The organism is Thalassotalea mangrovi (assembly GCF_005116735.1).
GTDB lineage: Bacteria > Pseudomonadota > Gammaproteobacteria > Enterobacterales > Alteromonadaceae > Thalassotalea_A > Thalassotalea_A mangrovi.
Genome location: NZ_SWDB01000003.1, coordinates 79355 through 103832, shown reverse-complemented (window position 1 = coordinate 103832; position 24478 = coordinate 79355). Strand labels below are relative to the sequence as shown.

The 24478-nt window shown below is 46.0% G+C and carries 20 protein-coding genes; 8 read left to right on the top strand and 12 right to left on the bottom strand.

All coding sequences use genetic code 11. The annotated features are described in order from the left end of the window. The first annotated feature begins 217 nt into the window (after nucleotides 1-217). Nucleotides 218-2071 carry a phospholipase D-like domain-containing protein gene (locus E8M12_RS01295; RefSeq protein WP_136734263.1) on the top strand — a complete coding sequence of 618 codons (1854 nt, stop codon included), beginning with the start codon at nucleotides 218-220 and terminating at the stop codon, nucleotides 2069-2071. A gap of 77 nt (nucleotides 2072-2148) precedes the next feature. Here the strand turns inward: E8M12_RS01295 and E8M12_RS01290 are convergent, their stop codons facing one another. Then, complete coding sequence (locus E8M12_RS01290) at nucleotides 2149-2628, bottom strand: YbaK/EbsC family protein (protein WP_136734262.1); 480 nt, start codon at nucleotides 2626-2628, stop codon at nucleotides 2149-2151. Between the two features lie 587 nt (nucleotides 2629-3215). On the opposite strand from E8M12_RS01290, the gene E8M12_RS01285 reads away from it, so the two are divergent. Both E8M12_RS01285 and E8M12_RS01280 read left to right on the top strand, forming a co-directional pair. Further along, nucleotides 3216-4691, top strand: coding sequence for a glutamate-cysteine ligase family protein (locus E8M12_RS01285; protein ID WP_136734261.1), 1476 nt, complete (start codon nucleotides 3216-3218; stop codon nucleotides 4689-4691). Then, nucleotides 4688-5836, top strand: a complete 1149-nt coding sequence (locus tag E8M12_RS01280) for a M14 family metallopeptidase (RefSeq protein ID WP_136734260.1) — start codon at nucleotides 4688-4690, stop codon at nucleotides 5834-5836. Before E8M12_RS01285 ends, E8M12_RS01280 begins: the two co-directional genes overlap by 4 nt. Here the strand turns inward: E8M12_RS01280 and E8M12_RS01275 are convergent. After that, the gene (locus E8M12_RS01275; RefSeq protein WP_136734259.1) at nucleotides 5833-6123 is read right to left on the bottom strand and encodes a high-potential iron-sulfur protein; all 291 of its coding nucleotides are present in this window, start codon (nucleotides 6121-6123) and stop codon (nucleotides 5833-5835) included. The two genes, E8M12_RS01280 and E8M12_RS01275, sit on opposite strands and share 4 nt — an antisense overlap. Nucleotides 6124-6285: 162 nt before the next feature. Between E8M12_RS01275 and idi the strand changes: the two genes are divergently transcribed. Next, nucleotides 6286-6837 (top strand): isopentenyl-diphosphate Delta-isomerase, encoded by a 552-nt coding sequence (gene idi / locus E8M12_RS01270; RefSeq protein WP_211244962.1) that lies wholly within the window; start codon nucleotides 6286-6288, stop codon nucleotides 6835-6837. Here the strand turns inward: idi and E8M12_RS01265 are convergent. From E8M12_RS01265 to E8M12_RS01255, 3 genes are all read right to left on the bottom strand, one after another. Next, nucleotides 6831-7637 (bottom strand): alpha/beta fold hydrolase, encoded by an 807-nt coding sequence (locus E8M12_RS01265; RefSeq protein WP_136734257.1) that lies wholly within the window; start codon nucleotides 7635-7637, stop codon nucleotides 6831-6833. The genes idi and E8M12_RS01265 overlap by 7 nt on opposite strands. Nucleotides 7638-7823: 186 nt before the next feature. Continuing rightward, nucleotides 7824-8789 (bottom strand): sulfotransferase family protein, encoded by a 966-nt coding sequence (locus E8M12_RS01260; protein ID WP_136734256.1) that lies wholly within the window; start codon nucleotides 8787-8789, stop codon nucleotides 7824-7826. A gap of 55 nt (nucleotides 8790-8844) precedes the next feature. Continuing rightward, a complete protein-coding gene (locus E8M12_RS01255) occupies nucleotides 8845-9807 on the bottom strand; it encodes a glycosyltransferase family 2 protein (RefSeq protein WP_136734255.1) in 963 nt (320 codons plus the stop codon). Between the two features lie 324 nt (nucleotides 9808-10131). Between E8M12_RS01255 and E8M12_RS01250 the strand changes: the two genes are divergently transcribed. Next, nucleotides 10132-10638, top strand: a complete 507-nt coding sequence (locus tag E8M12_RS01250; RefSeq protein ID WP_136734254.1) for a VF530 family protein — start codon at nucleotides 10132-10134, stop codon at nucleotides 10636-10638. Between the two features lie 13 nt (nucleotides 10639-10651). Here the strand turns inward: E8M12_RS01250 and E8M12_RS01245 are convergent, their stop codons facing one another. Further along, on the bottom strand, nucleotides 10652-12460 hold the full coding sequence (locus E8M12_RS01245; RefSeq protein ID WP_136734253.1) for an ABC transporter ATP-binding protein/permease: 1809 nt from the start codon (nucleotides 12458-12460) through the stop codon (nucleotides 10652-10654). Nucleotides 12461-12668: 208 nt separating this feature from the next. Here E8M12_RS01245 and E8M12_RS01240 point away from each other — a divergent pair, with 208 nt between their 5' ends. From E8M12_RS01240 to E8M12_RS01230, 3 genes are all read left to right on the top strand, one after another. After that, nucleotides 12669-14468 carry a cation:proton antiporter gene (locus E8M12_RS01240; protein WP_136734252.1) on the top strand — a complete coding sequence of 600 codons (1800 nt, stop codon included), beginning with the start codon at nucleotides 12669-12671 and terminating at the stop codon, nucleotides 14466-14468. A 71-nt stretch (nucleotides 14469-14539) separates the two neighbouring features. Next, on the top strand, nucleotides 14540-16369 hold the full coding sequence (locus E8M12_RS01235; RefSeq protein ID WP_136734251.1) for an SLC13 family permease: 1830 nt from the start codon (nucleotides 14540-14542) through the stop codon (nucleotides 16367-16369). Between the two features lie 18 nt (nucleotides 16370-16387). Then, on the top strand, nucleotides 16388-16819 hold the full coding sequence (locus E8M12_RS01230; protein ID WP_136734250.1) for an MgtC/SapB family protein: 432 nt from the start codon (nucleotides 16388-16390) through the stop codon (nucleotides 16817-16819). Nucleotides 16820-16860: 41 nt separating this feature from the next. On the opposite strand, the gene E8M12_RS01225 is transcribed toward E8M12_RS01230, so the two are convergent. From E8M12_RS01225 to E8M12_RS01200, 6 genes are all read right to left on the bottom strand, one after another. After that, nucleotides 16861-17148, bottom strand: a complete 288-nt coding sequence (locus tag E8M12_RS01225; RefSeq protein ID WP_136734249.1) for an encapsulin-associated ferritin-like protein — start codon at nucleotides 17146-17148, stop codon at nucleotides 16861-16863. Between the two features lie 85 nt (nucleotides 17149-17233). Continuing rightward, nucleotides 17234-18601, bottom strand: a complete 1368-nt coding sequence (nhaA, locus tag E8M12_RS01220) for a Na+/H+ antiporter NhaA (RefSeq protein WP_136734248.1) — start codon at nucleotides 18599-18601, stop codon at nucleotides 17234-17236. Nucleotides 18602-18791: 190 nt separating this feature from the next. Beyond that, the gene (locus tag E8M12_RS01215) at nucleotides 18792-19361 is read right to left on the bottom strand and encodes a hypothetical protein (protein ID WP_211244961.1); all 570 of its coding nucleotides are present in this window, start codon (nucleotides 19359-19361) and stop codon (nucleotides 18792-18794) included. A gap of 161 nt (nucleotides 19362-19522) precedes the next feature. Continuing rightward, nucleotides 19523-19876: a cupredoxin domain-containing protein gene (locus E8M12_RS01210; RefSeq protein ID WP_136734247.1), complete on the bottom strand. Its 354-nt coding sequence runs from the start codon at nucleotides 19874-19876 to the stop codon at nucleotides 19523-19525. A 12-nt stretch (nucleotides 19877-19888) separates the two neighbouring features. Next, the gene (locus E8M12_RS01205; protein ID WP_136734246.1) at nucleotides 19889-22111 is read right to left on the bottom strand and encodes a heavy metal translocating P-type ATPase; all 2223 of its coding nucleotides are present in this window, start codon (nucleotides 22109-22111) and stop codon (nucleotides 19889-19891) included. 141 nt (nucleotides 22112-22252) lie between these two features. Continuing rightward, on the bottom strand, nucleotides 22253-24076 hold the full coding sequence (locus tag E8M12_RS01200) for a 2Fe-2S iron-sulfur cluster-binding protein (protein WP_136734245.1): 1824 nt from the start codon (nucleotides 24074-24076) through the stop codon (nucleotides 22253-22255). Nucleotides 24077-24478 lie beyond the last annotated feature (402 nt).

Here is a 24478-nt window from a genome sequence, read left to right as displayed (position 1 = left end):
CGGTTGTTTTGATTTAACGGCAACAACAGCCGGATTCCCCCCCCTAACTTTTCCATTTCCACATTTCACGTCTAAGCTTAGTGAGGGGTGTTGCATTATCTGCAGATTCATAATCTGGATAAAACTTGGCAGCATTGTTGCCTGAGGACGACAGAAGTGCCCCTCAAGTAAGTCCATTGAATAACAAGCGATAATTACATCGCCAAAGGGTGAAATTATGGGGATATTACCTCTAAGGCTACCTCTTCTCTGCTTTATTTTATTCGTTTCTTTGCTGGGTTGTTCATCACAACCTGATGATTACTGCCCACCGCAATACAAGCTTTATCAGTGTGAGCAGGCGCAAGCCAACGATAATGACGTTATCAATAAGTATTATGATCAACGACGCTGGCGAAGTACCGATGAGCTAAAAGATAACCCTTTGCAGTTGGGAATTGATGCTGATATTCCAATTCTTGAAGGCCAGGTTAAGGTGATCGGCCCGACCATTAAAGATGGTGTGAATTCACTGGCTATGAAAATATGGCTTATTGAGAACGCTAAATACACGGTCGACGCAACCTATTACATCTTCGATAACGATTTAGCGGGTTATGCTATCCTTGGCGCACTTTGTAATGCCGTCAAGCGTGGGGTAGACGTCAGGCTGATGATTGACTCACTGGGATCGGCGGACATGCGACACGAGGAATTAAAAGGGCTTTTACGATGTGCCGATGAAGCAGGTTTTATTCGCGCCCCTGATGGTAACCTGACCAATAAGCGAGCCCGGGTTCAGGTTTTAATCTTTAATGCCGTATCGAAAATTTTTGTTAACATTAACCGCCGCTCTCACGACAAGCTGCTCGTGGTCGACGGAAACTCGCCAGAAAATGCCTATGTGATGACAGGCGGCAGAAATATATCCCTGCACTATTATGGAATCGATGAAAATGGTGAGGTTAATAAAGATACCTTCCAGGATTTGGAGATTCTGATCCGAAACCCGGATATGTCCCGTGAAGAACTATTGCAAACCCATAAAAAAGCAAAAGATGGCTCCCCCCTTACCATCTCCCGGGTATCAGAGTTGTACCTGACCGTACTCTACAGCCATGATGGCAACAAAAACCTAAGCGTCTGGTTACCTTACAAAGGACAACAGGAGAAGTTAATCGAATCTCTCGATGAGCTTAAAAAAGGGCCGATATTTGCGCCTGCATACGCGCAAATTGCCGAAGAGATAAACCGTGATTTTCACCCGTCTAAATTAAAGCTTGCCCATGAAATGGCTAACATTGTCAGCTGGGAGTTATTCGAAAGCTATGCCGAAGTGCAGGGCAGAAACCCTAACTCTATCGTTGAAATCCTTGATGAACTAGGCAGCACCAAGTACAACGTCAAGCACGTGAGAATTGTATCTCCCTACATTTTTCTCGCCAATGAAGAACCTGAAGAAAAAGATGGCCGCTACCAGGAAATGGAACGCATGCAGAAATGGCTGGCACAAGACCCCGAGCGAACCATAGAAGTAATCACCAACTCTGTGATGTCTTCCGATAACTTCATGACTCAGTCGATCATCGATATGGAAATGGTTCCTCGATTATTAATGCATGACCCCGCTATGATTGACCAGTGGCAGGATGACCTGGAGGTCAGTGAAGAGAATCCGGAATTTATTCAGTCAGACAAATTTCAAAATGCCATCAAAAACCCACGAATTAAAATCTATCAGCTTGGCCGATTGGACTCGGACCTGATAGGAGGTGATACGACCTACGGTAAGTTGCACGCTAAATTTATCGTCACCAATAATGTTTCTTTCGTCGGTACCACCAACCTCGACTACCGCTCTCGTTTTATTAACAATGAGATGGGATATTTCATGCTCGGCCCTGAGGTAAATACCGAATTAGATCAGATTTTTGAAGGTTTAAAAAAGCGCTGTTACCTATGGGGCGAACCTGACTGGTTTGCGATGCGTAAAAAAGTCCGGGACATGGAGGGTATGGAAGGATTTTCGGCGCGCAGCCAGCGTAGCGTATACAGCAAAATCATCTTCACCGGTATTAAGTGGCAGTTATAAAAGCATCCTGAAGAGCAGACAGCAATAGCTGTCTGCTCAACTACTTCCACCTTCCACCTTTCACTCTTATCTTACAATTAGTGAATCACCTGGCGACTAAAGTGTAAATGCTTACTGTCTTTCATCAGATCTTGGAAGTGAGCTTTATCGATTTTTATCAGGGTCTGATGGTCGCCAGCTTCGATATAGACATGTTCCATATCATCTAGAACTTGTTCACATACGGTATTCATATTGTAAGCAGCCCCTAGTGCCGGAATAGCGCCATGCTCACAATCGCTGAACATTTTATAAACTTCCTGCTCCCGGGCCAGCCGGTAAGTTGCCAGTAATTCGTCATTAAGCGCAGACAAGCTGATTTTAAAGCTTGCTGGCAATACCGCCAACAACCGACGTCCTTCGTGGTCTTTTAACACCACTGCTTTAGCAATATTTTGCAAGGGTACGTTCGCAGAAATTGCGGTAGATATTGAGCTACTACTGTGAGGGTGAACCACGCTTTGAAAAGGAATATGGTGGTCGTGTAAATAAGATTCCAGTGTTGATGCAATTGTCATAGCTACCTCCTGACACACATGGAACAGATCGGCGAGAAAAGCTTCCGAGCCATATGAGCATTGATGTTATCAGCAAGGGCCAGAAAGCTTATTCTGCCGTTCGAGTTTACTAGAGCGTGTTTATCTTTGAAGGTCAATTTTGCAGCGAGTTGTTTGGGATATGGGCAAGGGTTTTTCCCTTTAGCGTACTTATTGTACGGTAAAGAGAAAAAACGCAGGCCAGATTCAAAACAAACGCTGTTCGCAGAATTCAATGGTACATTTCATACAATAAGCTTTTTTGTAGACTCAATGATTGGAGCGACAATTAATCGTTATTGAACAAAGTTCGTCCAGCAAAGGTCAACACGCTCTATGATTATAGTTCATCAGGTGGCCTGAAGGATGGAATATGATCCAAATCAAAGCAAAGTCAAATTTATCATAAAGTTAACAATGAATGCTTTATGATGATTTTAACAGGTGATTGCCTATTGCAATTATCTACAACAATTATACTGATAGATACATACGCTTAGCTTGCGTCAAAACGGTTATTCAGAAATGACGAAACTGTCGATAATAATTAACAACCAAGAGGGTTAGTGATGGGCAGAGAAATATCCAGCCGTCCCGAAGATCAGGACCGGGGACTGTTCCGGCAACGATTACACCAACAACTCGACTTATTACAGGAGATTACTGAGCAGCCTGGGTTTGGAGACGGTCCATTAAGTATTGGCGCAGAGCTGGAAACCAATATTATCGATACCAGGGGTAAAGCAAGCTACACAAATCAACAACTACTTGAGCAGAGTCAGGACCCCCGACTTTCGCTAGAGTTAAACCGCTACAATCTTGAATTCAACTTAACGCCGCAACTCAGTCAGGGTAACCCGTTCACCAATCTCGCCGCAGAAATAAAATCGGCGATTCGAGACGTTAATGAATGCGCCAGACAACATAATACAGAACTGGTTAGCATCGGCATTCTGCCGACGTTGGATAAAGACGACCTTAATAACCAGGTGCTCTCCAATATGCAGCGTTACAAGCTTTTTTCAGCGAAATTACTTAAAAAACGCGGTGAACCATTTCAGTTAAATATTGACGGCGAAGACCCGTTAAATATCACCACTGAGTCCATTGCTTTTGAGGGTGCGGGAACCTCATTCCAGCTGCACCTTAGGGTTCCAACTCAGCAATTTTCCAACATTTATAATGCTGTACAACTCATCACTGCCCCCGTACTGGCCTATAGTGCGAACTCTCCGACATTACTCGGCCACCGATTGTGGGATGAAACCCGGATAGCCTTGTTTAAACAATCCATCGATACCAGGCGCGGTCATAAAGAGTGGCGATTTCCGCCCAGAGTTGTCTACGGACAAGAGTGGAACCGACATGGTATTTGGGAGTTATTCGCCAGTAATGTGCATTTGTACGAACCCATTTTTGCACAAATTTATGACACTCCGGATACCTCTGGGGAAAATACAGCAAAACTTGAAGAGTTGCAGTTGCATCAGGGAACGGTCTGGAGCTGGAACCGAGGAATTTATGATCACCATGAAAATGGCCATTTACGAATAGAATTGCGAACATTGCCAGCCGGCCCAACGATCTCTGACATGGTGGCAAATGCTGCGGTGATGGCTGGCCTCGCATTTGGCCTGGCAGAAAATATCGAACAATACCTGGTTAAATTACCATTTAAATATGCCGAGTATAATTTTTATCGAGCGGCGAAACACGGGATGAATGCGCGATTGATCTGGCCAAAATCCGATGGATTTGGCCTCAAAGAATGTTCGCCCAATGATATTCTCAGCCAATTGTGGCCGAGCGCAAAAGACGGCCTAAAAAAGCTTGGCGTGGATGATTTCGAAGCAACACGTTGGCTGACCATCTTTGAAAAACGCTGGCAGGCACAAACTTCAGGGGCGCACTGGCAACGAATGCAGCTCGCCAGAAATGTCGAAACTTTACCGCAGCATCAGGCATTACAGGCGATGCTGAAAACCTACCTGAACTATCAGCACCAGGATATTCCGGTTAGTGAATGGACTGTGACTGCGCCATGAACGACATCAAACATACAGCCACCGCTTTTCAAATTCTGCATGGATTTAAACTTTATCAGGCCAGGCAACTGTCTGCAGGAATAAACCTGGACGATTTTATTGCCCAGTTTGATGGTGAACCTTTTGTGGTTCGCTTTGCTGCAGATAAATCCGCAGCAAGCGGCAAGCCACAGATTTTCACTACCTTACTACATGGCAATGAAACGTCTGGGGTTGAAGCCTTACGACGTTTACTCGATACACAGCCAACCCCTTATTGTGATACCTATATCCTGGTTGCATCCGTTCGCGTTGCGACAACGCCACCAAAGTTTTATCATCGAATGCTGCCTAATGAAGCGGATCTGAACCGCTGTTTTAAAATCAGTAACCTGCAAACCTGGGCGGCGAATTACGCCCTTGCACAGAGCAACGCAAGTATTGATGGCCAATCGGGTGGATCGACTAAACTTATGCTTCCGGAATTATTGGCATTTAAAATATTTTACTTCGTAAATACCCTAAAACCGCGCTGGCTACTCGATTTACATAACACTTCCGGTGCCAGCCCGGCGTTTGCTGTAACCCGCCATTTAACGCACAATCACACCCTGCTTTGCCAGCAATTTAGTCCCTTTATTGTGCGCTCACAGCTAAATGTTGGTGCTCTGTTTGAGTTGGAGTTTGACTTTCCCTGTGTCACTATCGAATGTGGCGGTACCGGCGATGAATTAGCGAATCAAACCGCTTACACAGGTATTCATCGGTTGATGCACACACCACTGTCAGAACTTCGCATTGACAGTGAACCAGCGGTCATCCTCGACCAGCCAATTCGCCTCGAAGTGAGAAAAGATAAGGCTGTCCGGCTTGGATACAGCAACAGTAAACAGCCAAAAGACGATATTACCCTGATGGCAAATATCGATGCATACAATTTCGCTGACTGGCACCCTGGGCAATTACTCGGTTGGGCAAGTGAAGAGGGTTTTAACAGCCTGACAGCAACAGATGAGCATGGTCAGGAGCGCATCGATGAACTGTTTCACCTGCAACACGGTGAAATCCGATGCTCTACAAAGCTACACCTGTTTATGATCACCAACCGCACGGATATCGCCCTATCCGATTGCCTGCTCTATGCGGTGATACTGCCCCAGGCTTAGGCCTTCGCCATCCAGGCACTACACCAGCCGTCTTTGTTGACTAGTTTACCAGGGAACAAAGCACAGGGTTTCCATTGTGGATCATCACCGGCCTGCAAATGGGTGCAGTTTGCACAATTTTTCCCTTCAACCTCAGACTTGTGAACGTACTTAAGGGCTTTAGCGGTTGGGTCTTCGGGATCCACCTGCTCCGCTCCGTAACTTCTTAGTGATATCCCACCTAAGGTCACCCCAATTACCGAAGCTGACGACAACCTCAGAAAAGCACGACGATTAAACTTGGACATAACTACTTCCTCAAACTAATGATAATCACTGATCCATATCGGAGTGGGGTCATTATTCCTGCTCAATGGAATCTAATGACTCGCACATGGCATCGGTATAAGCATAGCCGCTGTAGCCGACTACACTTAATAAATACGAAGTTAATTGAACGGCAGATTGTTGTGGATGACCGACAAGAGCAGGTAGTGTTAGCAAATGAATCAGGTAAACCTGTCGGGCTAAAAGGCAAATTGCAGGCTCATCTTGATGGCGATTTACATTTGGCTTTTTCAGTCATGCTGTTCCGGCTCACCAATCAGGGGATTGAGTATTTATTACAACGACGGGCTCGCCATAAATACCATAGTGGTGGGTTGTGGAGTAACACCGTCTGTTCTCATCCTCGAGATGGTGAATCAATTACTCAGGCGGCGACGCGTCGTATCGATGAGGAACTGGGCATTGTGCAACCCCTCAATTTCACTGGTATTGGTCATATAATTTATAAAGCCAGACTCGATAATCACCTCACCGAGCACGAGTATGATCATATCCTGATCTGCGAGTGTCCAACTCTTGAATTTTCGGCCAACCCGGACGAAGTCATGGATTGTCGTTGGTGGAGCGAAACCCAAATTGACAATGCCCTAAACCAGTCTTCTAAACAATTTACCGCCTGGTTTAATGAGGTATATAACAAGACCCGGGAGGTAGTCGGCGAGTCTATTTATTGATGTTGCGTTTGTTGATGAATGAATTCAATCGAATAGCGATTAAACAGGCCAGCCTGATCGACATTGCAGACATGCCCGCAGTCAGCGATTTCCTGTAGCTGAACCTGATGTTGCAACGCAGATACTTCCCGTACCGGCTCAAGAAACATATGGTCATTTTCTCCCATCAGGTATAACAATGGAATGCTGGTAGGGCGCTGGCGATATAACTTCATCAGCGGGTTAACATCATTTGCCAATTTAAACCAACGTTTAAATTCTTTCTGACATAATTTTTTTGCGTCACGTATAAACAGGTTGCGCGACAGACTCTGCGATTTTTTCGGCATTAACACAAATGCAAATAAACGATAAAGCCACATATAGGGCAACAGATGCTTAAACATATCACCCAGCCTCACCAAAAAAGCACAACGAAAATTAAAACGGGTCACAGCGCCGCCGAGGATCATCGAAGAGATTCGTTCCGGTGCAAGCTCTTCAAGGTTGCGAATTAAAATGGTGCCTAAAGACATACCAACAAAGTGAGCTCGCTGAATCGCCAGGTGATCGAGTACATCGAGAATGTCCTTGCTTACCGCTTTAAACGTATAGCGACCGGTAAAGATGCCGGTTCGGGATATGGATGCAGAGCCACCATGTCCACGTAAATCGAGCAGCAATAGATTGAAGTGTTTTCTAAATGCTTTGATTTGTCGAAACCAGGTGCTGGAACTGCCACCGGCGCCATGAATAAAAACCACCCATTCATTACTGGTTGGATGCTTATACGTCTTGTGAAACAGTAGTGAGTCAGGCATAAAAACGGCAAGCCATACAGAGAATTACAACGCCGGATATTATTGGTTGTCGAGGGTTAAATTACAACCATTGGTTTTCAGATTATCGAAGGCCATCTCTATGAGCCCAAAAGGCATCCGCGAATGCGAGATTAATTTCATGGCCATAATGTTTCGAGCGATTTTAACGTTAAATCGGCTCATCCGCTAAAACTGTTTTGAGGTTAGCAGGCTCTCCAGTTTTTTCAGAGGGCGAATAAGTTGCCAGGTAAGACTGTCATACAAGGATTCAAACCGATTCCTAAAGTGCACTTCATCGGCTTTAACCTGTCGTAAATGTTCTTTAAGCACCGGATGTAAGCTGGATTGAAACACCTGATATTGTTTAAATAAGCATTCAACCTCATGGCGATCATTGCGATTAATCGCCCGATATAAATCCATCGCCATATTGGCCAGGATACCTTTGGCATTGCTATCTGCAGAGAGTTGGCGTTTTAAACTGCGATCGATAAAACAATTGTCGCTGTCATTAACAGGGGTAATCGCCAACTGTTCCATCAGCGGCCGTATCATTGCGTTCGGATTGTCGAGTAACGATTCAAAGTCAATGATCACTCGCCGACTTTGCAATGAATATAAGTAACTAAAAAAATTGTAATTTAACCAGAGCATTAATCCTTTATCACGGCTAAAACCGTCACGTTTTTGAAGTGATGCTGCAACCTCGAGAGGATGGCGGATCATCAGCACATAAACAGGTTCAATTGCACTGGCTAAAAAAACCTGATGCCAGAATGGCAACAACATGGAAACCCTGGGGTCTTTCATTCCCCATAGCGATGCGCTTTCGTATTCCTGACGCACAAAACGAATTGCTCTTCGCTTGAATGTTTCGCTAATTGATTCGGGCAAGGTAGGCGGTAATAATGGATGATCCCAACTTAAATGAACTCTATCCAGCAATTGCTCATTTAATTTAAGTAACCGGGCATTTTCATAAAAGCCTTTATCGTTTACTCCTTTTTGCGGTTTCAGCAGGTGTTTGCCCATAAACACCCCTAACCGAGAAAGTTCACCGGAAAGGGCCGAGGTTCCGCTGCGATGCATACCAATAACTATGATCGCCTGCGACTGAAGTTTTGAACGACTATTTTTATTTTTCTTTATCATATGGTTTTATGATTTATCCGTTTGAAGTTATATCAAATTCGGTTGATATGATGGGTTAGCCATTAACTTGTCGCGTGAGAAAACGTCTGCTCTTTTGACCAAGGCGAAGTAAGAAGTCCGGAACAAACTTCAGGATACGACCTAGCCATCGGTGCCTCGGAGAAGGTACCCATTGATCCGCTTGAATAAATGTCTCTCCTGCTAAATTATACAAGCCGCTGTAAACGAAAGACTTTCCATAACGAATACTGCTGGCGAATTTAATCTTACTCCATGGGATATTTTTATGCAGCCTCAACTCATCCAGGTACTTCTGAATTTTATCCAGACACTCCAGTTCTGCACGGTACATAAGCAAATCATTTTGTGAAAAATTGGTGCCATGAAATACATGAGTAGCCAGATGTTCCTCAACAAAATCAAATTCGCTAAACAATGAAATTTTTAGCCACAAATGCCAGTCATCGACCCCCATTAACTCCATTGACTCATCAAAACCACCAACATAATCAAACAAAGATTTGCGAACCACTGCGGTACAACAAGTCAACATATTCAGTCGTATCAAATGCTCAAAAACATCCCCGCGATGTTTATCTTCAAATGACGGCCTATGTACAGAGTTACGCTGAACATATTCACTTAAGGCTCCGCAATAAACCAGGCCGACTTTCGGATTACCAAACAGGGGAACCTGTTTAGACAGTTTAGTTTGATGCCAGATATCATCCTGATCACAAAAGGCCAGAAAATCACCACAAGCTTGAGATACCGCAAAATTTCTGGTGGCGCCAACCCCTGCATTCTCCTGGTGAAATACTTTAATGCGAGGGTCCTGATTCCGAAGAGACTCCAGTAACCGTGCAGATCCATCACTTGAGCCATCATTAACCAAAATTAGTTCAATATTTTCATAGTCCTGTCCAAGAAGGGAAGCAACGGTTTTAGGCAGGTACTCTTCACCGTTGTAGACTGGTGTAATAATTGATACTAACGGTTGGGTATTATTTTTATCCATTATCAAGCTCGCTGTTAAGCATCTTATTGTTAATCAAGAGCCAATCAGTACGACGAAACAGCAAAAAAGACATAAAATCGATTCTGGAATCACAAACGTTGCATCAATTGGCGATGGGAAACTTATAACAAGCCAGCAACGCTTTCCCTGTAGACTTGAATGCCTATTTAATTATTGGTTCTCTCCAGTCAATGATTATGGTTCAGATTCTAAAAATTTTCGAAATTTTTGCAGCCAAAACTCTTAATCGTAAATTTCTAGAAACCCTTATTTCAAAAAAACGTATAATGTGACCATTGTTTATAGAAAGTAAAAGGCCTGACTATGTACACTCAGGAAGAATACGAAAATAATCCACTCCATGGCACAAGCCTGGAACAGCTGTTAACCGAAATGGTTGAACATTATGGTTGGGAAATTTTAGCGGCTTACTTAAACCTTAACTGCTTCAAGAATAACCCCAGCATAAAAGCGAGCGTAAAATTCCTGAAAAAGACCGAATGGGCACAACACAAAGTGGAAAGTTTTTATCTGTATCAGTATAAAAACCTGCCGCGCGCCGATGATGCCATGTACGAACTGCCGCCTCGGGATCGCATTGTTCCATTGCACCAAAAACCAGGGGATCCAAAAGAGCTCAGCCTGGAAGATGCTGAGCGGTTGCGACTAAAAAAAGCGAAGGCTTCACGGGAGCGTGACAGTCGAGGTAAACAACGCGCAGACGGTAAATCCCCTTACCGACAACAGCGAGAAAAGCCGTCCGGGCGTCGTTCTAAGGAAGACAGTCCAGCCGACTTTAATCCCTATGCTAATTTCAAGAGCAAAGAATAACAGCGACACATCGCTAGTTCTGTTGGCGAAACTGCAGTTTCACCAGTCGCTGGTACAACTCACAGGAGTGCAGCAGTGACTGGTGATCACCAATATCAACGATAGCGCCCGCATCCATCACCGCAATATTATCCGCATGCTGGATGGTTGATAAGCGGTGAGCAATAATCAGCGTTGTGCGGTTTCGCATTAGCCCCTCTAATGCCTGTTGCACATGGTGCTCACTCTCACTATCCAGGGCACTGGTTGCCTCATCAAGTAATAGGATATCCGGATCTTTTAAGATCGCCCGGGCAATTGCTATACGTTGTCGTTGCCCTCCGGATAATCGTACGCCCTTCTCGCCCAGAAAACTGTGATAGCCCTCAGGCAGACTTTCAATAAATTGATGCGCATGCGCCTGTTTTGCGGCTAATATCACCTCATCATCTGTGGCATCGGGACGGCCATAGCGAATATTGTGCATCACATCACTACTAAACAGCGCCGGTTGTTGGGGAACCAGCGCCATCTTATTTCTGAGATCTTTGAGCGTGAGATGACGAATATCAACACCACCGAGACATATCTGGCCCTGCTGCGGGTCGTAAAAACGTTGCAGGAGTTCAAAAATTGTCGATTTTCCCGCGCCTGACGGCCCCACCAAAGCGAGCACCTTGCCTCTAGGTGCGGTTAATGACAGTTGCCTGATTGCCATTTGCTGTGGCCGGGATGGATAATGAAATGATACGTCAACAAAGCTAATTTCGGGAACCAGGTTGTGAATATCTGCCACCGGTGGTTTTACACTGTCAATTGGATTTTCCACATTCAGGAGTTCAATCAATCGCTCCGTAGCGCCAGCAGCGCGCTGCAATTCGCCAATCACTTCCGAGATAGTAGCCAGGCTGGACGCAACCAGGATAGCATAAAAAACGAAGGCCCCGAGGTCGCCACCAGTCATTTTTCCAGAAATCACGTCACTGCCCCCGACCCAGAGCATACCTGTGATAGCGCCAAATACGATGAGGATAACACCGGCGATTAAAATTGCCCGCTGCAATATTCGCTGCCGACCAATGGCAAACGCCTTTTCTACTTCTCTGAAAAACGCGCTTTGTTCTTGCTTCTCGCGGGTATAACTTTGCACGGTTTTGATATGTTCAATAGCCTCTCCCGCATAACTTCCGACATCCGCCATGGAATCCTGACTTTGGCGTGACAGTTTTCGCACTTTTCGGCCATAGAATAATATCGGCACCAGAATGAATGGCACCGAAACCAATACCACCAGGGTAAGTTTAAAATTGGTTGCAAACAGCATCACCATGGCACCAACACAAATCAAGGCACTGCGCAGTGCCATCGAAAATGAGGAGCCGATAATGCTTTGTAATAGCGTCGTATCGGTGGTAATACGGGACATGATATCGCCGCTACCTGTGGTTTCAAAGTAGCTCGGATGCAGGGTAATCACATGATTAAATACCGCTTGCCTGATGTCTGCACTAACCCGCTCGCCGAGCCAGGACACCAGATAAAAACGGCTGAAGGTGCCAATTGCAACCAATAACGTGACAATAAGAATATAGATAACCGCACTGCGAAGCTCGGACATTGACTGTTGGGCGAATCCCTGATCGATCAACATGCGAACTCCCTGGCCAACAAACAGCATAACCACCGCGGTAAACAGAAGAGCAATTAAAGCCGCAATGACTCGACGCCGATATGGCCGCACGAATTTTAACAATTGTGTCAATATGCCAAGCTGTTTGCGGACTGGGGCACGGGGCGACTGATTGTCTGGCTGAGAGATTCGTGAATTTAATGGTGCCGACATTTACCTGAACCAAGCCTGGGTGAATTCGACTTACATGGTATTGAGTCGAATTTAATTAGATGATGATATAGAGTAACGTTAATCACCAACTAAACCAATGTTATTGGTTTAATTAGATAAAATTAAGCTAATCTATAGAGGTTAGGTTAAAATCCGGATTCCTGGCAGAACAATATGCCACAAGTTCCGGCTCAACACGGATAACTGTATGCCGGATTTACTCACCTTAGGATTAATTGGATTATTAGGCTTCGCATGCCAGTGGCTGGCATGGCGCGTTAAACTACCGGCGATATTATTTTTGTTGCTTACCGGAATCCTCATCGGTCCTGGTTTTCAGCTCGTCGATGTCGACGCGCTGTTTGGCAACCTGTTGTTTCCCTTTATCTCGCTTAGCGTCGCTATTATTCTTTTTGAAGGTAGCCTGACCCTGAAGCTGCAGGAACTCAAAGATATCGGCACAACTGTCCGCAACATGGTGACCTATGGCGCTCTTATCAATGCGCTGGTGACCACAATCGCTACCCATTATTTTATCGGTTTAAGCTGGTCACTGTCGGCTTTGTTTGGTGCCATTATGGTAGTCACCGGACCTACGGTGATTATGCCGATGTTACGCTCGGTGAAGCCCAACAGCAAAATCGCCAAGGCATTGCGCTGGGAGGGCATCGTCATTGATCCGCTTGGTGCCCTGCTCGCGGTGCTGGTATTTGAGTGGATAGTTGCCCAACAAACCAGTGCCAGTGTTGGCCATGTGTTTATGGTATTTGGACAAACCATTATGCTTGGCGTTGCGCTTGGGGTCGCTGCCGGCTACTGCTTCGGATTGTTATTACGCAACCACTGGCTCCCGGACTATCTTCACAATTACGCAGCGATAGCCTTCGTCGGCGCAGCATTTGCCCTCTCTAATACCCTGATGCATGAATCGGGATTATTAACGGTTACGGTGATGGGGATCTGGCTGACAAACATGAAGAATGTTCATATTCGCGATATCTTAAACTTCAAAGAGACCCTGACCGTTATATTTGTCTCAGTCCTGTTCATCATTCTCGCTGCCAGGATTAATTTCGATACCTTGGTCCAGCTTGGCTGGGGCGCAGTGATAATTCTCATCGTCATGCAGTTTGTAGCCCGACCTCTTAAAGTGTTTGTCTCAACAATAGGCTCCAGATTTAGTGTGGCAGAGCGCACTTTGCTGGCATGGATCGGCCCCAGAGGGATAATTGCTGCCGCCGTATCTGCGGTTTTTGCCCTGCGCCTCGAGGAGCTGCAACTGGACAATGCCGAATTGCTGGTGCCCCTGGCGTTTAGTGTCATTATCGGTACCGTCGTCATTCAAAGCGCGACCGCCAGACCACTGGCAAGGTTGCTTGGCGTCAGCGAACCGGACAACGAAGGCTATTTAATCATTGGCGCTAATCCGGTAGCGGTTACCATCGCCAAAGCCCTGCAACAGGCAGGGGTTAAAACACTATTGTGTGATAGCCACTGGGAAAATATCGCCGATGCCCGGATGAATGAACTGCAAACGTATTTTGGTAACCCGTTCTCCGAGCATGCAGATATGTATCTGGATACATCCGGTCTGGGCGGTATGCTTGGGCTATCGCCATACCATAGTCAGAATACGGCGGCCGCACTTCGATTCAAGGAAGATTTTGGTATTCGCAATGTTTACACCCTGGCATCAGCCGAAGACGAGAAAACACACGCCAAACATCGTGCCAGCGGTTTTTACAAAGGCCAGGTATTGTTTGCTGAAAACATTCGCTACCGGGATTTACGACGCATGGTTCGCGCCAAACCACAGATTAAAACCACCCAACTCACCGAAAATTACCAGTTTAGCAACTGGCAAGCCGATCACGACCCGAATACTTCAGTATTGCTATTTGCGATAACTAAAGAGAAAAAAATCCGTTTTGTCACTACCGAGAAAAATTTAACCCCAAAACCAGGCTGGCAGTTATATTCACTTAAGGTTGATAGCGTATCAAGCTGATTCATTATTAACTGCATGGTGATAAACAACTGACACTATAATGGAATAAAAGACGATAATAACAGGAAAGCATGACGCCAGTATTAAACCCTCACAGCATCGCTGTTTTATTATTGATTGTCGTTGCACTGGTGCTCTTTGCTCAGGAGCGCGTTCGTCTTGAAACCTCAAGTTTATTGGTACTGATAGCCTTAGTACTGGGGTTTCAACTCTATCCCTATGCGACGGAAAGTGGCAAACCATTCAACCCTGCAGAATTTTTTATGGGCTTTGGTCATGAAGCATTACTGACCATCTGCGCGCTAATGATGCTGGGTCGTGGTATCGAAATCAGTGGCGCCCTCAAGCCATTAACCTCACTTATGGCGAAATACTGGGGACAATACCCTACCCTGAGCCTGGCCATGACCCTGGTTATCGGCGCCCTGCTCAGCGGCTTTCTTAACAATACCCCCATTGTGGTGATGTTGCTGCCCGTGCTCATCGGTGTCGCTTTGAGCAATAACAAATCGCCATCCAAAATTCTGATCCCGGTGGGCCTGGCGACACTCATTGGTGGCACTGCGACCACCATCGGTACGTCAACCAACCTGCTCATTGTTGCCATTGCCGAAGATTTAAATATTCACCGCTTTACCATGTTCGATTTTGCCATGCCGGTCGTTCTTGTCGGCGGCATCGGGTTATTGTACCTGGTTTTTATCGCCCCAATGTTATTACCGCAAAGAGCCCTGCCCTTACAGAACAAGGAAAACCGGGTTTTTCGAGCCTCCCTTATGGTTACCGAAGACAGTTCGTTGCATGGCAAAACCTTAGCCGATGTCCTGCGCCGTACCGATTATAAAATGGAGATATCACGAGTTGTCCGCGGTGATAATCAGCTGATTAAGTTACCTACGATTACCCTGAAATCTGGCGATGGCCTGATTATTAGCGGAACCGCAGAACAGCTTATCGATTACAGCCAACAGTTTAAAGCCGATTTATACAGCCTTAATGACCGCAATCTTCCAATCTCCAAAGATAACCCGTTTACCGAAGATGACCAGGTATTGGCAGAGATACTGGTTACCGAAGGCTCATTCCTGGCAAATAAAACCCTCAAAGAAACCCGTTTTGCGAAAGTCCACGAATTGGTGGTATTGGCTTTGCATCGTCTTAATAAACCTCAACAAATTGACAGCTCGATATCCGATGTCGCCTTGCATCGTGGTGATATTCTTCTGGTTCAGGGCAAACCTGAAAACCTGCAACGATTAAAGGACAACACGCGATTGCTGGTTTTAAATAATACCATTCATGTCACTTCATCGAAAAAAGCGCCAATAGCCATTTTTACCATGCTTGCCGTCATCGCCATTGCGGCTCTGCAATTACTGCCCATTTCCGTCAGTGCACTGACCGGGGTCGGTATTATGTTGTTAACCCGCTGCCTTAACTGGCGGGAAATCAGCCATGCGCTGAATCCATCGATCATCATGATTATTGTAGTTTCACTGGCATTGGGTAAAGCGATGCAAATAACCAGTGCCGATCAGTTTCTCAGCCACCAGTTTATCGTGATGATGCAGGGTCTGCCCCCGGTGGTGATTCTGGCGGCATTGATATTTCTGATGTCGCTGTTAACCAATGTGGTTTCAAATACCGCTGCGGCAGTGATTGGCACCCCGGTAGCGATTAATATTGCACAAGAATTAGGGTCATCGCCAGAAGCTTTTATTCTAGCGGTATTGTTCGGGGTGAATATGAGTTACGCCACCCCGATTGGCTATCAGACCAACTTAATGATTTTCAGTGCCGGTGGTTATAAATTTTCAGATTTTCTCAGAGCCGGGATTCCCCTGACTATCATCATGGGCCTGGGATTTACCTTGTATCTGGCGGCCTACTACCAAATTTAACGTAATGGGATTAACTTAATGTGGACGTTCAACCTTGATTGGCCGGTGATCCTGACCCACAGCTTCAACCTGGGATTGGCATTTTTACTGGCACTACCGATAGCCATTAACCGGGAAACAAAAACCCGAACAGCAGGCCTGCGTACCTTTCCTATCGTCAGCGTGGCCGCCTGCGGATTTGTGCTGATTTCCACTCATGTATTTGTCGATGTCAATGCCCAGGCTCGGGTGGTGCAAGGTGTGATAACCGGTATCGGTTTTATCGGCGGCGGCGCGATCTTAAAAACCGACGATAACGTCAGCGGCCTGGCGACTGCCGCCAGCATATGGACAACCGGCGCTATCGGCATCGCCGTCGCCTGGGGGCGTTACGAAATAGCGATTGTTTTGTCAGTTATCACCTTTATTACCTTAAAGGTCGGCAGCACAGTAAAACAGGCGGTAAAATGAGGAAGACGTTGATGGGCATAACGCCCATCAGCAAAAAACGTTCAATCGTGAGAGATTTTGTCATTGGTAAACAGATAGTCTTTTAGCTCTTTGTCGAAAGTCGGATCTTTTCGACGTATCCATTCCAGCACCATCGCAGCATGCTCCTTCTCTTCATCACGATTGTGAATTAAAATTTTTCGTAGCTCTTCATCTTTGCAGGCATCCACACGCTGATTGTACCAGTCCACCGCTTCCAGCTCTTCCATTAAAGACGTGATGGCCCGATGCATATCCCGGGTCTCGTCACTCAGTTCGCTTATCGGTTCATGGTAACCTTCATTAGCCATAGTTTACTCCTTCAGTTTGTGAAAAGAGTTTTTACCATTGCAATAAGTGTCTCAATGATAAAAACGGTTACAGTCAATATTCCTGTCATTCTGTCGCGGAAGCCGGCTTGGCTTTGTTACTGCGTTTACCGTTAGCAAACAGGAAGAGAGCGCCTAAAAATGCAGCAACTACAGAGCCAAGCATAATAGACATTTTTGCAATTAACAGGTTTTCCGGTTGATTCTCAAAGCCAAGGGTGGCGATAAAGGTCGACATAGTAAAGCCAATGCCGGCAATGAATGACACGCCAATGATGTGTTGAAAGTTCATTCCCACCGGCAGCTGGCCAATATTTAGTCGAGTCGCCAGATAACTGGCACCTGAAATCCCGATAAACTTACCCAGGACCAGGCCTAAGATAATTCCCAGTCCGGTTGGTGCCAAAACACTTTCTTCAATAGCGGCAATATTGATTGGAATACCTGCATTAATCAATGCAAATAACGGCACAATAATCAATGCAACCGGTAATTCCAACGCATCCTCCCAGCGCCGCAGCGGCGTACTTGCTCGCTCGGCCACCTCACCAAGGGCTGTTACTTTTTGATGGTGACGTTTATTACTCAGAACATCGATTTCAGGCTTATCTTGCCTAATCTCTTCGATAACATCTTTGGCTTTATTAATAATTTTTTCCGGCGCGTCTTTCGGTCGTGCTGGCACCGTCAGGGCGATAAGTACACCGGCTAACGTCGCATGAACTCCCGATTTCAGCATAAACCACCAGACGAAAAGGCCAACCAGAATATAAAACATGGGTTTGCGGATACCAGCAAGATTCGCCATCGTTAACAACAACACCAGTCCCACCGCTGAGAAAAAGTGTAATAGAGATATCTGATCCGTGTAAAACACCGCGATAACCAGTAACGCACCGATATCATCGACAATGGCGAGGCCGACAATAAATGCCAACAAACTGGTGGGTATGTATTTTCTGACCAACATTAATACCCCCAGGGCAAAGGCAGTATCGGTGGCCATCGGGATCCCCCAACCCACTACCGAGGGCTGCGACCAATTCAATGCCGCGTAAATTAGTGCAGGAAACGCCATACCCCCAAGCGCACACAGGACCAGCATCCGCCTGCTTTGCGAATCTGCTAAGTCGCCAGCAATTAATTCACGTTTGATTTCCAATCCCAGCATGAAAAAGAATATCACCATTAGCCCATCATTAATCACGTGCTTTAGTGAGGCCTGGAGATTAGTGTCACCAAGAATTATGCCAATCGGCTTATGAACCAAATGCTGGTAGGTGCTGGCATAACCGGAGTTGGCCCACCAAAGGGCGACAAGAGTCGCCAGCAACAGCATTGCACTCGCCGTTGTCTGAGCGCGAATAAACTGAGAAACGGGGTAGTGAATAGATTTGAAATGTTTTTCGATAGGATTCGGTGAGTTATCCTGCATAAAAATAGTCCCTCCTTCTAAATAGGTATTGGGACATAAGCAAAGATTTCAACCGACAGCATCGAAAATGCAATACACGGTCCCACCAGGGCAGTGCTGCGGGTTGATTCAGGTATTGCCCAACTCACGTCTCAGGGCAGAGGCCAAGGCCGCTCCCCGACAATTTCGGGGAGAACGAATGACCTGACGCTTATTCAGATTTTTTGGTTTTGACCTGCTTTCCATCTAAAGACACAGGCACCATGATGTGGGCATAATCGGTGTCTCCCCACATCACATAAGGGCCGCCAACATTGGGATCGTCGGTCATCCCTTCAAGCAGGTTTTTGGGCACAATAATCATCAAATGTGGGCCAGTTTCTACATAATCATCGGAATTTTTATGATCCGGGTGATATGGGGTTGAATTGCTGACACCTGAGCCAGAAGGTTCACCCTGTAGCATGTAGGAGATGCCAATTTTATCTGCGACAAACGGCTCTTTTTTGCCGACCGCGCCCATCATTTTCATCCAGGTTGCATCGTTGCACATGGGGGCTTTGTCGCCTGGCATAGTATCCGGCATACAAGTCCAGCCATTGTCACCTTCAACCAGAACGCTGCCATCGGTATCGATGACCGTGGCATTATCACTGACACTGGCTGGTGCGGCAGATTTAGCGCGGGCAATCTTATCTTCTTTTGATTCTTCAGCCATTACCGCTGCAGAACAAAAGCCGGCAACAGCCAGAACCAGTAATTTTAATTTTGTATTCATCATTTGTTTCCTAATTTATCGATTAAAAAACCACAATGATCGGTTACCCGCATAAACTACTGGATACCGCAACGATCGACTCATGGATAAGTTCAAGAATAACAGACAATTAGCAATTATCCAGCCGATACCCAGATATCATTGCTACGATAACTTCAGGTGATTCAAACCGCCTGCAACAAGCCGTTATACATTTTCATTTGGCAATGGAATGGGTGGTCGCCGCGGGGGATATCTTCAATCGTAACCTCTGTTATTTGATCAAGGTTCAGTTGCTGAGAATAATTCAGGGATGGAATTTGCAGTATTTCTGAACAGGGCGATGGATCGGTGCGCAAAAACTTAAGTTTCACCGTACTGTTTGCCTTTACCTGAATGACATCAGGGTGATAAACACCATCCGCAAGGTCAATGGTAACCTCTGTTGTTGGCGACATATAGGTGTGACGCTGGTAAAGCCAGAACCACCAGACAATCAATGCAATCAGGGCAAGCCCCAGCAAGTTAACCATAATCATAGAATCATCTCATTAATCCATTGGTTTAAATAAGCGCAGTCGGTTGGCATTGCTAACCACAGTCAGGGAAGAAAATGCCATTGCCGCACCAGCAATAACCGGGCTTAACAATATGCCGGAGAACGGATACAGCAACCCTGCTGCGACTGGGATCCCCGCTATGTTGTAGATAAAGGCGGCGAATAAATTCTGTTTAATATTCCTGAGCGTCGCCTTACTGATCGCGATCGCATCCGCTAAACCATGCAGTGAGCTTCGCATTAAGGTTACATCGGCGCTTTCCATCGCGATATCCGTTCCACTACCTATCGCAAATCCGACATCGGCAAGGGCCAGGGCTGGGGCATCATTAATACCATCCCCCGTCATGCCAACCACCTCGCCTTGCGCTTGCAACATTCTCACCTTGTCCGCTTTATCTTCGGGTAATACTTCAGCAAGGTATTCACTAATACCAACACTATCGGCAACCGCTTTGGCAGTTTGTGGATTATCGCCCGTTAACATTACGATGCGAATGCCATCCCCCTGCAAACGACTTAAGGCCGATTTCGAGTCGTCTTTGACCGGGTCGGCAACGGCAATTAACGCTGCCATTTCCCCGTTTATCGCGAAATACATGACTGTTTTCGCCTGCGACGCTAACGCCTGAACGGTTTCCTGGTGGGCGCTTACATCAATCTGCTGTTCACTCATCAGCCTATGGTTGCCAAGCAGCAGTTTTTTATCGTCGCAGCCCCCTTTAACCCCTAAGCCTGTTATCGATGTGAAACCATTAATGTCGACAAGCTTGATACCCTGGGCCTTCGCAGTTGTTACTATCGCCTCCGCCAGTGGATGCTCAGATGAGCTTTCAAGACTGGCGGCTAATTGCAATGCCATTTCCCTGGCCATACCATTAACAACAATAAAATCCGTCATTTTTGGCATGCCCTCGGTGATGGTACCGGTTTTATCTACTACCATAGTGGTAATTTTTGATGACGTTTGCAGTGCTTCACCATTTCGTATCAACACCCCAGACTCGGCCGCCTTGCCAACACCCACCATCACCGACATCGGCGTCGCCAGACCCAGCGCGCAAGGGCAGGCAATAATTAACACGGTTGTTGCAGAAATAACTGCGTAAACAACGACAGGCTCCGGGCCAAAATTGAGCCATAATAAGGCGCTCAAAATTGCGATGATCATTACCGTTGGTACAAAATACGAAGAAATCACATCGGCCAGGCGTCCGATAGAGGGTTTCGAGTTCTGAGCCTGTTTCACCAGTTCGATTATACGAGCCAAAGCTGTGTCTTTACCGACTCGTAACGCTTTGAATATAATCATTCCCGACTTATTGATTGTACCGGCAACGACCTCATCATCGACTTCTTTATTGATCGGTATCGGTTCTCCCGTTAACATCGATTCATCGACAAAAGAACTCCCTTCAACAACAATACCATCAACGGCAACTTTTTCACCCGGCCTTACTTTTACCCGGTCGCCCGCAACCACGTCTTCAATATTAATTTCTAACGACTCATTATGCCTGATGACCGTGGCGGTTTTAGGTTGTAAGCCAATCAGGCGTTTAATCGCTTGAGAAGTTTTGCCCCTGGCTCTGAGTTCAAGGGCAAGGCCAAGGTTTAGTAACCCGAGAATCATCGCGGTTGCTTCAAAATACACATGCTTTGCCATCTCAGGAAAAATCGTCGGAGCAATAACAATGGCCATGGAATAAAGCCAGGAGGTGCCAGTACCCAAAGCAATTAAGGTATCCATATTAGCCGAGTGATGCACAAATGACTTCCAAGCACCTAGGTAAAAATGTCGACCGGAATATACCATTACCATTAATGTCAGCAAGCCAATGACCAACCAGACGATACGGTCAAGGTCAGTCGAAACTTGCATATTGCCACCTAAAACTCCATAGAGCATCAACGGCACGCCCAGCGCCAGGGCAATATAGGTTTTGCGGATCAGCAAGTTATAATACTTCTGGTCTTGTTGTTCCTGCTCGAATAGGTGATTGGATTGCGCGGCATTTAGAGAGGCCTTATAGCCTATCGCTTCGATAGCCTTAATGAGTGATTCAGGGCTGGCTACTCCCTCTACCGATACGGTGCGATCGGCAAAGTTCATTTGTGCTGAAGATACGCCATTGGTGTTTATCAAAGCCGTTTCAATTTTCTTCACGCAGCTGGCACAACTGGCTCCCTTAACGCTCAGTTGCATTGATTTCATCTCATCACCTCGGATTTACATCACTAACAGGTCCAGTGTATTACTGACTATAGTCCATGCTGATTAACCGCTCTTAGTGCAAAGGTTTTAGAAAACGGGCGCATATTTATTGCTAATAACCGTGCCTTGTGGCTGGGCGTGTTAGCTAAAGTCATCAAATGAAATGCGTTTTTCGGTTACCCCCCGGCGTTTTAACAAATCGATGGTTGCCTCCATCATGCCTTGTGGTCCGCACAGGTAAAAGTCTAAATTAGACAGTTCCCCCAAAGTTGAGAAATTCATCTCCAGCACATCCTGAGCATATCCTTGTGCGCCGAGCCAGTCAGTTCCGGGGCGGGAAAGTGTCGGCAGGTACGTAAACGCTTTATTGGTTTTCGCGAGTTGATAAAACTCCTGCTGGTAAATCAAATCATCCTCGCTGCGGGCACCATAAATAAATACAATATTTTTTTCCGGCTGGGTCGCAAGTTGCTCATCAATAATGGCTTTTAACGGCGCCATTCCCGAACCAGCACCAACTAGCACCAGAGTTTGCCCACTTTCTGGCCTGACGAAGAAGTCCTCAAATGGTCCCAACGCTTCAATGGTTTGTCCCGGTAACATATTACCGATGAAATTTGAACCAATCCCGGGCAAATGCTCACTATGACTTGCACGTTGCATTTTAACCGTGAAAGTAAGTTCACCATTGTTGCCATGGGCATTGGCAATAGAGTAACTGCGCGAGCAGGCAGGATGTTGATAATCAAGCTTTTCAACATCTTGCCAGAATTGCTGGTATTGATCAGGAATGTTATTCGCCAGGTAGTTTCCGCGACCAGCCGGAATTAAAAAGCGCATGAACGCCCCGGCTTTATAATCCACGCAGCCGTCCTGAGCCTTGAATTTCAACTCCTTAATATCTGGACTAAGAAATTTATTGTCCAGTAGCTGCAGAGTCACTTTTTTGCATTCGGTCACGTCCATTAACGTCATATGCTCTGCATCATCAGCGAAATGCTGGCAGGCCAGGCGATAGCCTTCATCTAACTCTTCAACATCAAACTGCTGTTCATCGGCTGAAGTAATTTTTGCATTTGGGCTGATTAACACCCGGCATTTACCACAGGTACCGCCACCACCACAGCTAGATGGCAAGATAATGTTTTGCTGTTCCAACTCATGCAGTAAATTACGATGGTTTGAAAGAGTCACCTCACCAATACTTTGTTGATGCTTATCAAATAGCTTAACCTTGCGCTCAGTTGCGAACCATTGAAATTTATACTGCCCTTTTAACGCCAGATCTACGGTCCATATAACGCCCGTTGCCGCTAACCAAAAAGTAAAAAATGCAAACACGATGATTTGCATATTGTTAAATGATCCTTCATTGCCATAATCCATGAAGTGCAACATGAAAAAAATGTCGGCAAAGCGTTTGTCATCATCACTGTGACCAACAATACGACCGGATCCAGCCTCCACATAGACACTGGTATTAACATCGTCGTTAAAATTCACCTGCCAGCTAGGATTTTTTTGCTTCGGGAAATCCTCGAGTTTTTCAGCCAGGTAACGGACCGAAGTAATTTCACCCGGTCCGTTATAAGATTCCATCGCAATAGCCGACGCCAGAGTTTCATCTACGATTACCGGTTCGCCACTGTACGCGTCATATAAGCTGTAACGATTTTTAAAGTTCGCGTACAGGCCCTTTTCGTGATTAACCAGGTAATAATGGTCCCCCAGCAAATTGCTTAACCGGAGTGACGTTGCCGCATCAGCCTTCGCTAAAATGACACCGGGTTCGATAAGGCGGCTTCGATCAATATTATCTGGATGATGAACGTGGGCCCGATACTGATGGCCACCAGCCTTATGGTGGTCCATAAGGTTGAAGAAGATCCCTGAGCTCAACCAGATCAAAAACTGCAGACCGACAATCAGGGAAGCCCACTTATGAATTTTTTTAAGCCAATCCATTAGATATTCCCTCCAGCCTGTTCTGACGATGGAGAGCTTTGGTTACTTTTAAAAATACGAAAGAAGGTTAGTAACAAGCCAGCGACTGCGGCGAAAATAGCAAACAGGGTGAACCAGAATAACAACTGATTATCGATTTCGCTGTCCTCATAATCCATGACGTGAAACCTGAACATCCAGTCAAAGATTCGCCACCACTCATGGCGCTTGGCCAATAATGCTCCAGAACGAGCCGAAATATAAATTGATGGGCTGCCAAAGTCGTCAAAGTTGACCCGCCAGGCCGGCAATGCATCATGCACCGGACGACTCAACTCAAATGGTGGATTTTCCTCAATAAACTCAATACTGGCCACATCGCCGGAGCCTGTATATTCATGTCTCGCCGCCCGCACTGCGATA